Origin of the sequence: Acinetobacter sp. SwsAc5 (assembly GCF_013391485.1) — a bacterium.
Lineage (GTDB): Bacteria > Pseudomonadota > Gammaproteobacteria > Pseudomonadales > Moraxellaceae > Acinetobacter > Acinetobacter towneri.
Genome location: NZ_JACAXD010000041.1, coordinates 1 through 14,775 on the forward strand (window position 1 = coordinate 1; position 14,775 = coordinate 14,775).

At 37.1% G+C, this 14,775-nt stretch carries 6 protein-coding genes and 4 pseudogenes; 3 read left to right on the forward strand and 7 right to left on the reverse strand.

The genetic code is table 11. The annotated features are described in order from the left end of the window. Positions 1 to 678: 678 nt before the first annotated feature. From HYG89_RS15080 to HYG89_RS15110, 7 genes and pseudogenes are all read right to left on the reverse strand, one after another. Positions 679 to 1,619, reverse strand: a pseudogene (locus tag HYG89_RS15080) (IS5 family transposase). A gap of 602 nt (positions 1,620 to 2,221) precedes the next feature. Beyond that, positions 2,222 to 5,740 carry a hypothetical protein gene (locus HYG89_RS15085; protein WP_178868247.1) on the reverse strand — a complete coding sequence of 1,173 codons (3,519 nt, stop codon included), beginning with the start codon at positions 5,738 to 5,740 and terminating at the stop codon, positions 2,222 to 2,224. 11 nt (positions 5,741 to 5,751) lie between these two features. Then, positions 5,752 to 8,055, reverse strand: coding sequence for a hypothetical protein (locus HYG89_RS15090; protein ID WP_178868249.1), 2,304 nt, complete (start codon positions 8,053 to 8,055; stop codon positions 5,752 to 5,754). Positions 8,056 to 8,059: 4 nt separating this feature from the next. Beyond that, on the reverse strand, positions 8,060 to 8,512 hold the full coding sequence (locus tag HYG89_RS15095) for a transporter (RefSeq protein ID WP_108676034.1): 453 nt from the start codon (positions 8,510 to 8,512) through the stop codon (positions 8,060 to 8,062). Positions 8,513 to 8,833: 321 nt separating this feature from the next. Next, positions 8,834 to 9,832: a ParB/RepB/Spo0J family partition protein gene (locus tag HYG89_RS15100; RefSeq protein WP_178868251.1), complete on the reverse strand. Its 999-nt coding sequence runs from the start codon at positions 9,830 to 9,832 to the stop codon at positions 8,834 to 8,836. Further along, positions 9,832 to 10,449 carry an AAA family ATPase gene (locus HYG89_RS15105; RefSeq protein WP_000158575.1) on the reverse strand — a complete coding sequence of 206 codons (618 nt, stop codon included), beginning with the start codon at positions 10,447 to 10,449 and terminating at the stop codon, positions 9,832 to 9,834. Before HYG89_RS15105 ends, HYG89_RS15100 begins: the two co-directional genes overlap by 1 nt. A gap of 82 nt (positions 10,450 to 10,531) precedes the next feature. Then, positions 10,532 to 10,738: pseudogene (locus HYG89_RS15110) on the reverse strand (hypothetical protein); the annotation flags it as partial. A 55-nt stretch (positions 10,739 to 10,793) separates the two neighbouring features. Here HYG89_RS15110 and HYG89_RS15115 point away from each other — a divergent pair. From HYG89_RS15115 to HYG89_RS15125, 3 genes and pseudogenes are all read left to right on the forward strand, one after another. Further along, positions 10,794 to 11,141 (forward strand): annotated as a pseudogene (locus HYG89_RS15115) (transposase); the annotation flags it as partial. A gap of 71 nt (positions 11,142 to 11,212) precedes the next feature. Beyond that, positions 11,213 to 12,303: pseudogene (locus tag HYG89_RS15120) on the forward strand (IS3 family transposase). 714 nt (positions 12,304 to 13,017) lie between these two features. Next, entirely contained in the window at positions 13,018 to 14,364 is a 1,347-nt protein-coding gene (locus HYG89_RS15125) for a hypothetical protein (protein WP_178868253.1), read from the forward strand. Positions 14,365 to 14,775 lie beyond the last annotated feature (411 nt).

Sequence of the window (14,775 nt, forward strand, 5' to 3'; positions counted from 1 at the left end):
CGCGACTCATGAGTGCTCGGTTATATGCGGGCCAATTGGTTGTACGGTAGATTTTGTGTGTAGGCTTCTTCATTTGAAAATTATATCGCTGAAAAAGCCTTTACAGATAGGTTTGTGCAACAAAGCCCTTTTAAAATGATATTTTTCATATTGTAATCTCGTTGATCAATGTGAAATTTGCCAACATCTTTTCCACGAGATGGTGGCAAACCAAATAGGGGTGGAAATACCGCTCAACGAAACGGCCAGTCATAGACTGCCCTACTTGGCCTGCCATAAAGCATTGCCATGCAGACACAAAAGAGCCACTAAAAGTGACTCTTTAGCACGTTGAGATGCGGGTTTCCACGCCCGATTACAGATTTTGCTGTAATGTAATAATCATATTTGTATCTTTTTCTTTGGTCAAACCAAATTAGACTTTTTTTACTCATTAATTCTATGAAAGGACCTCAATAAATTAAAATATTGAGGATTATTAAAACAAAAAATCAAATTCGCGGATTCCCAGGCCTTTGCTTGGCAAATCAGATTTTGACAAAGCAAAGGCCTGGGCCCCTTTTGAACCACTTATTAAGCTTAGGCTATTTTTAGAATATTTATGATTAGCAGTTTTAACTAAAGGCGGCTTTGTTGCATAAACATTCAAAAGCTGAGTTTTCCCCAATCCATTCAAATTTAAGTGACAACTTGGGTGTGAGGTCTACCTAATTCCGTAAATCTATTCAGAACTGCCACACGCGCATGAACTTCATTGACCTGACTTTGAAAATGTCTTGCCGTCAGCTTATCTCCTAATAATTTGATGCAATGCATCTTGGTTTCCACCAAACTGCGACGGTGATAGCCCGACCATTTTTTCCATAGGGTTCTGCCTAAATGCTTAACCGTTTGAAGTAACTCATTTCGTTCTATTGAACTGATTTTAGAATCTTTCCAGGGCTTGGCATTCTTCCTGGGTGGAATTACTGCATGTGCTTGACGATCTGAAATCACTTGTCTGCAGCACTTCGTGTCGTACGCCCCATCGGTATAGACAGAATCTATTCGCTCATTTGGTGGGATTTGATCCAGTAAATCACCTAGTTCTTGTGAATCACTGACATTATTTGTCGTAAGCTGAACGGCACGTATTTGCAGTGTTTCAGCATCTATACCAATATGCAGTTTACGCCATTGCCGACGGTATTCAGGCTGATGTTTCTTACGCTTCCATTCACCTTCACCTAAAAATTTTAAACCCGTAGAGTCGACGAGTAGGTGTAACCCATCACGACTTTTCTGATAGCTTATCGCAATATCAATATGCTTTTGTCGTCTACAGAGGGTGGAGTACGAATATCACTGATATTCGGGGCTGCTCAGCCACAGAGTTTAATCAGGCTTTGAGCAAAGCCAGTGACCATACGTAAAGAAAGACGGAATAGAGATTTGATCATTAAACAGCATTGAATCGCTGTATCGGAATAAGTTTGATTTCGTCCGTGCTTGCCTTGTGGTTGTGCATACCATTGGGTCTTAGGATCAAACCAGATTGAAATATTTCCTCGCTTGATTAAAGCTTGGTTATACGAGGACCAATTGGTTGTACGGTAAGTTTTAGGTGCAGGCTTCTTCATCTGGAAATTATATTGCTAAAGAAGCCCTCAAGAATAGCTTTGTGCAACAAAGCCACTAAAGGCTAGAATAAGGAATTTTCATTTATGAGCATTAACTCATCAAAACAGATTAATTCAACTTAAATACAGTTTCTATCTTCAGCAATGTATAAAATTGATTAAAAATTATCAACATAATATGAAAAAACGTACTTTTTATTTGGTTAAAAACCAAAAAATCAACCCAAAATAGAGGGTTACATTATTTAAAACTGATTCTCCAATTAATTTAAAACAACACTCAATTTCATATTAAATCGCTTTTAATTTATTATTTTATTAACAACAAAAGGTATTATTTATATCAATAATATTTCAATTAATTTTAACGTAGCGTGATTATTGTCTTGCGTCTCAACAATGCTGTTTTTTAGGCTAAAAAACACTCAAAAAACCTAAAACCCGGGGTTGGATTTTCACCCTTAATTACCCCATTTTTGAGCGCTAAAAAACTGATTATCTGCAAAGCCAATACTCAGAAAAATCAAGCTGTAAAATTAAAAACAATATCCATATGTTTTCAATGTATTTTTTTTGATAAATTTCCGTTCATATGCTCAACCTCAGATAGAACCCTTGAGCACTCTTTTTTGATACTCTCGGCACTCTTTCATCTTGTAAAAGACGCTTTGCAACAGCATCTTTTGAATAAAATTATTATCTTTTTTATTCCATATTTTATATTTTTTTATTTTCACCTCGCCCTTTTTTACATTATTAAATTCACTCGGATTATATTCATCCCATTCAAAATTATCTGAATCTTTTGAATAAAGTTTATAGATAAAATCTAAGAATCTTTGATAGTCAATCAAGTCATTTTTAGATGATGCCTTAAAGTTCAAAATAGGACGATCTTTTTCAAGTGAAATTTTATTTTCTAAACAATCAAAAAAATGTTTAAGATCTTTTTGGGTTACATTTTTATTTAAGTTAAAAGGTTGCTCAATCTCATAGTGATTAGACCATGTCACCATTTTCTTCCAAGTAAAACCGATAAGATCCTCATGATTAGCATCATTTTTGACGTGACTTGTATAGAGAGAAAACGGCTGGCTGATCGATTGAATGAATTTCAATACTTCAGGATCGATCGTTGCTTTTTCTTTTTTTTCCCGCCACTTCCGGTATTCGTCTAGAAACGTTTCACGGTATAAAAATACGTCCTGTTGTTGAGGCTGCTTCTGCTTTTTCTTGCTCTTTAATGCAGCAGTTTGAGAATTATTTTCTGTGTGTGAATGAATCTTCTTCATCAATTTTAAAATATCTCTTTCATTCGACTGAAATTTAACCTTGAAATCGCGATGCATCAACTGACTATCGCCTAATAATGCCTTGATCAATTGAGGTGAATATTCACGGTTTGCTTGATAAAACATGTCAGCAATCAGGATATTCAGATGATGCAGATAATGTCTTGCAGTGATCCGAATGTCTTCATGCCCCATCAGATGCGCAAGTCGAGACCAGGCTTGGGCACTACGCGATGAAGCATCCTTCATATTGGGTAAAATGTGCTTTTTAAGCTTACGCCCAAACTCGGAATCATAGTCAGTAAAACAACGTACCAGTGCTATGCTGCCTTTTAAAAGGATAGCCAAATGTGAAGCGGTACTATGCCTGAAAGCGTGAAAGGTATATTGATGATCGTTTGTCCCTAATACAGTATTAAACAGCAACTGGGTAATTTTTGATAAATTTGTACTGGATAAAGGTTGTTCACCCAGCATAAAGAGCTGTTTGATTTTTCTATTGCAGACTGCTGCAGTCGCTTTAGAGCCAGGTAACTGGTTTTGATAAAAGCGACAAAATCCTGTGAACTCGTCCGGTGCTAAAAAATAAGCTAAATCAAACTGACGCGTGGCATTATCACTTTTCAGATCACGCTCAGAATTTAGACGAATCCTAAGGGTGAGATCATCAATATCACCCATTGTTTTTCTCATTTTATGGTGAGATCGATCGTCTTTCTGCTGATCTAAAGCGGATTCAAACACATAATAGAGCTGTCGATTGTCAGGATGTTTTCGTAACTGCGGAGATACAAAATCATCGATACAGATCCCGGCAGCTTCATCAATACGCAAGCCCAGTCTAAATGCCAATGTATAGACCCATTCTAGACAGGTTGCATCCTGCTCAGTCAGACCCAAAGCTTCTGGGTATTCTCTAAGAATCCGTATCATCAATTGAAACATCTGCGGACTAATGAGTCTGGTTTTTAAAAATAAACCGTCACTTTGACGTTCATATAAATATTGCACAATCGGTGCACGATGATTCTTGACTAAGTATTGGTGAAAGGCTTTCAGCCGATCAAAGGCATAACCCGAGGTATTGTATTTTTTATTGTTGTTGGTTTGTGCGGTCGTTTTATGATTTTTCTGATCATTCAGCAGTTTTTCTTCAACAATCGTGCGATACATTTCCTCAAACTGCTCTTCAGTGTCTGTATCTAGATTGATCTGCTGTTCTAGAACATAACAAAGTAGGTCAAGCACAAAACTACTATAGTAACGCTTGATTGTTGAGACTTTAATCGCTGCTTTCCCATGATAAGCAAATTCGTTTTCTAACCACTGACACACGCGTAAATGTGCAATAGCCACTACATAATCTAGGTACTCGCCATTTCCAGCCTCATACGCAGATTTATAGTCCTCAGATTTTTGGATGCTTTTTTGGAGTTGATCCGCAAGCTGTTTGGGTTTGATATCCTGATGAAAAGATAAAAGCCAGGATTTCAGCTCATGACGTTGACCGGTTCGTCGATCATGAAATGTTTTGACTGTAACTGTAGGCATCTCCAAGTCTAAGACTTGAGGCTTTTTTTCAAGATTTTTGATTCTAGCTTGAATAGTTTTCCAGCAATCGGGTTGATCATAGAGCTGTGTATACTGCTCATAGATTAAAGGCGAAGTGATGATCTGATTGTTCAGTACACTGGTACTTAACACATCCAGATTAGGAATCTCTTGCCACAAGACATAATCCATATGCTTAAAAATGGCAAAACCGGTCTTTTCCAAGCCTTTTAAAAATAGCTTCACGTGATTAAGCTGTGTAAATGGCTGCTGATCCTCACGTGCTTTTCTAGAGTCCCCCTCCTCCGCCATATTCAGTACAATGTTTAAATGGATTTTAAGTTTTTCTAGCAGTAAGGCTTCAGGCTGATTCCCCGTTTCAATTTCACTCTGTTCTTTTTCCCAGTACAGCAATGGCGAAGTGCTTTGTAATACATACCCTTGCGGTCCATTGAGTAGTTGCTGAATCCGTCGATAACATAGCATCGCAAAGGCATTGAAATAAATGTTTTGGGTTTGCCATAACTCCGCCTCTTCTTCGCCATCCTGACGATAGATGTTGCCATACTTTGTCGAGGGCAACGTGTATGAAAAGACATAAGCCTTTTGATCCTTTTCGGCATCTGAATAGATCGGAAGCAAGCCACTATCCAGGTTCATATGAAAAATCGCATCATGAATGGCTATCAGTCGTTCAGGTTGCATGCATCCCTGATCAAAAATTAATGAAATACACAGACATTCAAACAAGGTATTCACTAATTTTTGTTGCTCTTTAGCCGTAGAGTCTAAGAGGATACCTTGAGTTTGTTGTTTGAGATAATCCGCCCAATTCACATACAGTTTTTCTTTTACCTCGACGAGCATAGTACCCTGCTGTAACTTTCGTCCTGAAAAAACGTTGTCTAGACGTTTAGGTGTGTAGACTATCCAATCGGGCAACTTAATCTCATAGCTCTCGGCATAGGAAGGGTAATCCTTTTGCCACTGCTGGTTTTTCTCGTTACAAATCCGTTTCACTTGTTTAAAACAGAATTGAAGGTAATCTACAGCATTGTCCTTAAATTTGGATATTTGGCAGAGCTGCTCTAAAACTGCTCTATAGAGAGTAAACTTGTCCAGAATTTGCTGATCCAGCCACTTAAAATCAATTTGAGCAAGGTCAGAATTTACATCTGTGTATGTAGCAGTGATCAGCTGAGAAATTTCCTTAAAAATGTCGGCGATTTCTTTTTTAATGGCATTTTCTAATTGCGTAACGAGTGATGTATCAAGCACAAGATGGTCCTTTAAAGCACTTCAAGCTTTGCGATTTCTAGTTTGTTGAGCAAGCTTTTAACTTGCTGCTGAATGTCGTGTTTGTAGAAATAAGGGCTTAATCCAGAAATGTGACTGAATCCCATGCTTTGCTTATCATGGGTATATAGCGTATTGTGAATGTCACCACTCAAGGCGAGATGATTTTTAGTGAAATGCCTTGGCCAGTTTTTATAAATCTGCACGGTCTCTTTAAGGTAATTCGTGACAAAATCAGCAGACATGGGCTGTAACTCCAAATGCTCCACGACTTCCGCAAGATTCACCTGACCTTTTTGGGACTTGATCCGAGGATGTGAGATGACATAGAGCATAAAACCATCATTTTCCAATTTCACTTTAAAACTAGTTATCCCGAGTGTCTCGATGGTTTGCGTCAGATATTTTCGATATGCATTGAAATGATCCTGCCAGTAACCTGTAACAGGAACAGGACGTCCTACTTTTCGTGAATCAGTTTTTTTATCATGCACATAAAGCAGTTGTGCCTTAGGATCGTAATGTTTGAGTAACCCCGGCATGCCGACTATTGGACGTACCGTCAGGCAGATTAAGGAAAGATGCCACATCCAAATGCTGTAAGCATTCAGCTTCTCGATCAGATTCGCTTGAGTATTGGCTAATGTGTTTTTGACAAAATGATAAAGCTGATTAAAAAATTCACTCGCGGCCTCTACAGTCCAGCATCGCTGACTACCAATACGTTCCTCACGATGAAAAATATGGCCAGGGTGTTCATTCTCAATCCATGGATCACCTTTTCTACGGTCTAATAGAACATTAATATAGCCTTGAAAATGCTGGTCGATTTGATCGATCTGACGCCCTTCATAGTTCCATTGCACGATATGATGAGTATCTCGATTAGCCAATAAGTGTGCGACTAGGTTATCACCAGTCTCCATATCCAGATGGAAATAGATTTGTCGCTCTAACATCCCGCAGGTGATTTCACCAATCTGATGCTCTTTAAAGACTTCCCGCAAAAAATTATTGTACTCAATCACACAAAATTCAGGTTCCTCTAAAGCCTCTAAACTGGTGATCCAGGGTGCTGGTATGCGCCATTCTAGGGTTAAGGCCCGATTATAACGCTGTGCTTTATCTTGCATGGCACCGGAATGATTGGCATTCAACTTAGGATCGATCACCCAATAATAATGGATGACTTTTTTGACTGATTTTTTTTTAACTCTACCAATACCAATCAAATACTTGATCTTTTGAAAGACCGTTGGACTCAGACCGGTCAAGAGACACATCAGACCACACACAGCTAAAGCCGATTGATATGCATCATTTTTCGTATTTTCTTGATAACACTCGTGCAATCGCTGATATACCTCAGTTAATAAACTGGGTTTCAGATAAAGCGGATTAGTTTTACAGGCTAAGTCACGTCGCTGAATTCGCTTAGCTTGCTTTTCGAGCTGTTTCTGTTTGTCATCAGAGAAACTCCCCTTCACCCGCTTGGCGATCTCATCCTGTTCAGGATCGACAAGATTGGCCTCTGTATCCTGTTCCTTATCATCATTCTCCACATCAAACGAAGATATGCCAGAATGAGGTGTGCGGGTCATGCGCTTTTGAATGTTGTCGATTAAAGTCTGAACATTGATTGACGATGAATTTAACCTACTATTGATGAGTTCATTACAAACAATAATGAATTGTTGAATATGGCGGCCGAGATTAAGCTGTTCAAAATCGTTTTTTATTGTTTTGCTCTCTAAAAAAGTTTTTAACTCATTGGCATTAAATTCATCCATCCCCTGGAGTTTTTGCGTGATGTTTGCATACAGTTGTTTATTTTCCTCAGCGTGAGAAAACTGCTTTTGCAAAAGAAGTTTTAAATTATAAGATACTGTATTGATTTTATTGTTGTTTTTACAATTATTTAGAATAACCTTTTTTTCATCCTTTTCATCCCTTGTAATCTGAGGCTCTAACAAGATGATTCCCTTCAGCATTTCGCACAAGACTGCAGTCAAAAGATATGAATAGATGAATGCTGCTTTTTGTTGGTCGCTTAGTTCTCCTATAGATGCACTTTTAGCCCATTGAGTTAAGCCTGCCAATAATTTCTTTTGTGTCACCATCCGATTGTCTTTAATCACCACATGGATATCGTGAGCAGCAACATACAATTCCAGTGCCTGCTGATCTTGCGCCAAGAGCTGATTCAAAATTTGTTTTTTTACACTCAGGGGTTGATTGACCCATTCTTCCAATAGTTTAATTTGCTTGTCAGCTGACAATTCATCAGTTTGGCTCATAAAGCTACCATAATTTTTCAGGGTAAAAATTGATATTCAGGTTTCGTTCGAACTTGAGCTTCAAGTCTTTATTCAGGCCAAAGTATTTTTTATAAGTGCTTGCACTCAATTGAACACAACGCTGCGGATTTTTTCCCACCTTCATATACCGTGATAATGGCAAACCTAAGGTATCGGACAATTGAGTAAAAAAACATGTAAATAGAACAGCATGTACCTCTTTATGTTTGTGCTTTGGAACCTGTTCCAAATCTAAAGAAATTTTATGGATTAACCATTTTAGAATTTCAAATTCATCAACACCTTTATGGGATTTTTCACCCTTGTTAAGAATTCTTTTGATATAAGCATCCAGCTTGTTTTTAAGATTCAAGATAAAATGTCGAATAAAATCTGGTAAATCTAATATCAAAACTGCACTTAACTTGGTCAGGACTTCAAGTGATTTTTTTTGCATTTCCAATTTTTTTCTATCGTAACCATCTCAGCTGATACTGGCTGTATAAACTCAATACTGTTGAAATGGCTAATTTTTAAATTTACAACTTAGGCTCAACAGAATCTGTTAAGCCTAAAAAGGCAGATCATGAAGATAAAAATATTGTTGATTCTGATATGGATGAAATTTTAGATCCATCAGAAGATCAGTTACCGTTCTGGTAAGCATTTTTCCCTTTAACACTTTTTAATTCAATATGTATGATAAATAGCAGTACCCAATATTTAAAAAAATATTGGATACTCAATTATAAATTTCCACAGTGGAAATTTATAATTTTTATGGGTGGTCATCTAAACCGGCAAGAAATTCTTCTAACTTTTCAATCTTTTCTTGATTAAATTCAGCATTTAAACTGGTGCGAATATTTAGGACTGTTTTCCCATTGAGACTTTTCTCGATCTTAATCGAACCAAATTTAAGACCATCTTTATTTTTTAAGATCATTTTGTTTACTAGAGAGGCTTTTTCGATGCTTTGATCTTGTTTTTTAGCTGTCTCTTGTACCGTTAATGCTTTTTCTATTTGATAAATGAATTTTTTTGATGGACGATTTGTTTCTGTAAATTCATTTAGGTACTTTTTCCATATGGTTAACGTGGTATCTTCAACTAGTTGATGGTTAAACTTTAAAACCAGTTTATTTAATTCAGTTAACAATTGTTGTGCGGTTGCACCTGAAATCGCTTTGGGGTGGATTTTTAGATCTTCTTTTATATAGTTTGGCAGTTTATAAAAGCTCATTAATCTAAAGTATTTAGATTGATCTAATTGATATTTTTGAGTAATAAATTCTATATTTTGTATAGTATAACCAAACTCATCGCAGTGTTTTTGTATAGCATTGACTAATTCAAAATCACTAAGATTTGACCGATGTAAATTGTCAATCAATGAAATTAAAGCTGTCTTTTCTGTAGATTTATCATCTCGAATAATTGCACGAATAGTCTTATGTTTTAATACATCACGAACAGCTCGAAACCTTTTTTCTCCACCAACAAGCTCATATGTTTCTTCTTTTTTGATCACAACAATCGGATAAATTTGCCCATTCGTTTCAATACTTTTGGCAAGCTTTTCAACATCTTGTAAAACTTTGTCTGTAATAATGCGAGGTTGATGCTCTGAGAAGTCAATAAGCTCTATAGGTAGATCAACAATATTATTTTCAGTCGATGATACCAATGCAACTTTGCCTGTTCCTGCTGCATTAATAAATGCTTGTTCCATTTCAAAGGCATCATCAAAATCGACAATGAGTGGTTTTTTCGCCATTACAGGATCTCCACCAAAAATTCATTTAATTCATCTTTTGCTTTACTACTACCCATTTCTAATACTGATTTTCCTTCGATCATTGCATCGCGAAATTGTTTGCGATCACGCACAATGGTATTTAGTGTTTTCACAGACTTGACTTGTTGTAGCAACTCTAAAGCAGCATCAATTTCTGTAGATTTGGTATTGGTTGGTGCTTTATTTAAGACTACAAAAGTTTCTAATTTCTTATTTACTTGCTTAGCAGCATTTACCAATCTAAGCACAAATGGCAGCACTTCGATATCTGTTTGACTAGGTTGCGTTGGAATAATAAGAACATCTGCTATTAATAATGCTGAACGAAACTCAGCTGAATCACGTCCTGCAACATCCAATACAATATATTTATTATTATTTTTTAACTGTTGTAGTTCTTCTTTTAAATTATCTTTGAGCGAAATGGTTGTAATCGAGTCTTGTGTTCTACGTTTACTCCATTTTATAGAGGATTGTTGATCATCTCCATCTACAAGAATAGTCTGACCTTTTTTGCTCAGAGCAACAGCTAAATTGGTTGAGAGTGTGGTCTTTCCAACGCCACCTTTCTGATTGGCAATTACGTATATTGTCATGGATTAAATATATAAAAATTAAATTTATATTAGCATAATTTTAAAAATTAAAAAAATATTTTTAAATTTCCACAGTGGAAATTTAAAAAACTAAAAGCCTTTTTTTTCTTTTGTTTAGTCCCGGCATTTGATGGATCGGATCAATCTTAAAAAGTTCAGGTTCATCTATCCACTGTTTGCAGATGAATTCGTAGGGAGTCAGGCCCCTGAGTGTTTTGAGTCTGCGGTCGAAGTTGTATGTAGCAATAAAATCAGCAAGGTGAATGCATAGCTGAGTGTGATCGTCGTAAGGCTTTGTTGCACAAACCTATCTGTAAAGGCTTTTTCAGCGATATAATTTTCAAATGAAGAAGCCTACACACAAAATCTACCGCACAACCAATTGGCCCGCATATAACCGAGCACTCATGAGTCGCGGAAATATTGCCATTTGGTTTGATCCTGCTACGCAATGGTATGCGCCATCAAAAGGCAAACAAGGGCGAAATCAAACCTACTCCGACGCAGCCATCCAATGCTGCTTAATGATTAAATCCTTATTCCGTCTGTCTTTACGTATGGTCACTGGCTTTGTGCAAAGTCTGATTAAACTTTGCGGATTAAATTGGATAGCTCCAGATTACACCACGCTTTGTAGAAGACAAAAGCATATTGATATTGTAATCAGCTACCAAAAAAGTAGCGATGGGCTGGGTAATCCCCCCTAAAAATAATAGGATCTAAAAGTAGAATTTTCTCTTAAGATACGAGCAGGAGATTCTGCATGAAAACATCTAAATTTACTGACAGTCAGATCATGTCCATCTTGAAACAGGCAGAATCTGGCACACCTGTAGCGACCCTTTGCCGTGAACACGGCATGAGTAATGCTACCTTTTATAAATGGCGTGCCAAATATGGTGGTATGGATACATCATTAATGGCTCGACTGAAAGAGCTAGAAGCCGAAAATACCAGACTTAAAAAGATGTATGCGGAAGAGCGATTAAAGGCCGAAATCATCCAGGAAGCGATGGCAATGAGCAGCACTGCTGCGCAAGGGTAAAGCCATCTTGCCAGCGTAAGATGGCACAACAGGCAGTTGCCCAGCATGCCATTAGTATTCGTTTGGCTTGTAAAGCATTTGGCATTAGTGAAACCTGCTACCGCTATCAAGCCAAACTCAGCGATGACAATGCACTCATTGCTGAACAGCTCATTGAACTCACTGAGGAAAATTCCGATTGGGGCTTTGGTTTGTGCTTCTCGTATTTACGGCATGTTGAGAGTTGCTGCTGGAATCACAAGCGGGTTTACCGCATTTACTGTGAGTTGGCACTGAATCTGCGTATTAAACCGAGAAGAAGACTAAAACGGCATGCGCCTGAACCATTGAAAGAACCAATCCGAGAAAATCAGGTTTGGTCATTAGATTTTATGCATGATCAGCTTTCCGATGGTCGCAAGTTTCGATTATTGAATGTGATTGATGATTACCGCCGCGAAGGCCTAGCCATTGAAGCAGGGTTCTCATTGCCCACAATCAGGGTTATTCGTACGTTGAATCAATTGCTGGAGTGGAGAGAAAAACCGTTAGTGATCCGATGCGATAATGGTCCCGAATTTATCAGTCACGAATTTGTGCGCTGGGCTACTGAGCACGGTATTCGTATTGAATATATTCAACCGGGTAAGCCACAGCAGAATGCGTATATTGAACGCTATAATCGGACCATACGTTATAGTTGGCTGAGCAAGCATTTATTTGATACTTTGGATGAAGTACAAGATTATGCAACAAACTGGTTGTGGCATTACAACCATGAAAGACCACATCAAGCTAACAAAGGAAAGCCACCTCTAAGGGCTGCTTAACCTCTACTTTTAACTTCGGTTATTTATGGGAGGATTACCATTCAAGTTAAAAAAAGCCCTAAAAGATTGACTTTTTTGATAGTCCCAAGACAAGGTTTTGTCTAGCCTTATTTTATAAGACTTTTTAAGCTTCCTTCAAAATCAGTTGAAAACATTGAGTTATAAAAGAATGGACCTCAGCTCGAAACTTTACGAAGTATAGCGAGTAACAACGAAGCTATGCTGAAGTAAATGTTTGAGCAACCAACCGACTGTATGCAATAGCTACAGTAATGGAAGGAACAGAGGGCGGTCAGTAAATAGGCTTTAGGTGCTATGTCTGTGTGCGCTTATGTGTACCTAGAATCCGTACATTTTTGTTTTAAGGTTTTTGCTTTTTTCATTTTTAAAAACAAGTAGTTATAAAATGTCTAAGACAAGGTTTTGTCTACAGCCTTTAAATTTTCCTTTATAAATTCACTGTAATTTGAGTATCGAATTGCAGCGAAAGCCGTATAAAACCTAAGATCAATTAAGACTGAAATCTGTCTTACTTATCCACAGTTTTAAATTTAAAAACAAAACAAGTGTTTAGCTAGACAAATAAAGCAATTCAAGACAAAAATAGAGCCACAAGACAAGTTGTTGACATTATCTGTCTTGAGATAATATAATCTGTCTCAAGAGGGGAGAACAGTCTTCCATTACAACAATATGCAATGAGGATAATAAAACGTGCAAATAGGAAAAATAAGCACAGTGTTTAAAGTTTATGATGCAATGATGGGTAGCGGTAAGACTACTCAAATTATAGAAAACATTAGAACAGCAGAAAAAGACCAGAACTTTCTTTACATCACTCCATTACTTGATGAATGCCATCGTATTTCAGGTACAACATACGATCTTGAAGATGTATTAAAACGTCCTTTAATTACCACAGAAGACGATACAAGCGTTCATTACGCATATTTAGATGATGCTCCTTTGAAGGAAAGACGTTTCAAGCATCCAAGCTATAAGGGTGGAAATAAAGCTGAAAGCTTGCAATACCTGTTAAAGAACAAAGAAAACGTAGTCAGTACACATCAGCTCTTTATGAACCTAACACCAAATATGTTGGATGATGCGAAAGACTATGTACTGATTATTGACGAAACAATTCAAGTCTATGATGTATATACAGAGCATTCATCTACAGAGTTAGAAGCTCTTTTCCGTTTAGGTTGGATTCATGTTGATGATGATGCTGTCACTCTTCGTTTCAACCGTGAAAAGTATGGTGATAACGGTGGTGACCCGACAGGTACGAAATATGAAAACCTAGCAACAATGTGTGATCTCGGTCAGCTCTTGTATGTGGACCAGAAGCTGATTGTTTGGGAATTGAGTATCGACACACTGAGATCTTTTAAAGAAGTCTGGATTGCTACTTATATGTTTGAAGGCTCTCAAATGTCAGCGTATTTGAAATCGTATGGCGTTGAGTATGAACTGATCCGTTTTGGTAACAAGCCTTCTCAAATTAAGCATTTAGTCACTATTTCAGATAACAAGTTTATTAATGAGATTGGTACTAAAACTACAGCATTGAGTTCAAGCCAATTCAAATCAAATAAGAAAGCTTTATGTGAGCAGTTGTCAAAAAATCTTGATAACTATTTCCGTAACCATGTTAAAGCGAAAAAGTCAGATAGACTTTGGACTTCATTTAAAGAAGCACATTCAGCAATTGCTGGATCACGCTATAAAGAAGAATGGTTAGCCTTCAATACAAAGGCAACTAACGAATACAAAGACAAAACCAACTTAGCTTACTTGATGAACCTATATCCAAATCCAATGGTTGTTAAAGCTTCAGCTATGAAGGGATTCCCTGTTAAGGAAGATGTATTCGCTCTATCTGAGATGGTCCAATGGATATGGCGTTCTGCTATTCGTGAAGGTAACCCAATCAATATTTATGTACCAAGCTCAAGAATGCGTAGTTTATTACAGCGTTGGTTAAATGATGAATTTGAAAATTCTGCTGCTGAAGATATTGAAGTTACAGAAGAAGCCGAACAGTTAGAATTAGTTTAAATTGGCTTTGTTGCACAAAGATTTGAAATGCAAAGCGCCCCTAATTGAGCCAAATTTAAGGCGTAACTTGGGTAAGTGGTCGACTTAATTCCGGAGTTTCCTAAATAGAGTAAAAAAATAAGCCTTTGAATTTTATAATTATTTTATTTTTAATTTCTAATATCTGAACACAAATATTATAGTTTTCTTACTAATCTGCCATACCCTCACATATTTTATCATTAATATTCAATTACTTATATTTTTACTCAATACGTCTTGTTTGCAAATTAGATTTTTTTATATGTAAGCGTCCGCTGAACACACCTTCTGAATTCATCCTATAAGCCTTAATTTAGTCCCCACTTAGAAACAAGTGGGGACTTAAATTTATGACTACAAATAATCAGACATCCATCGCATCTCTTGCGA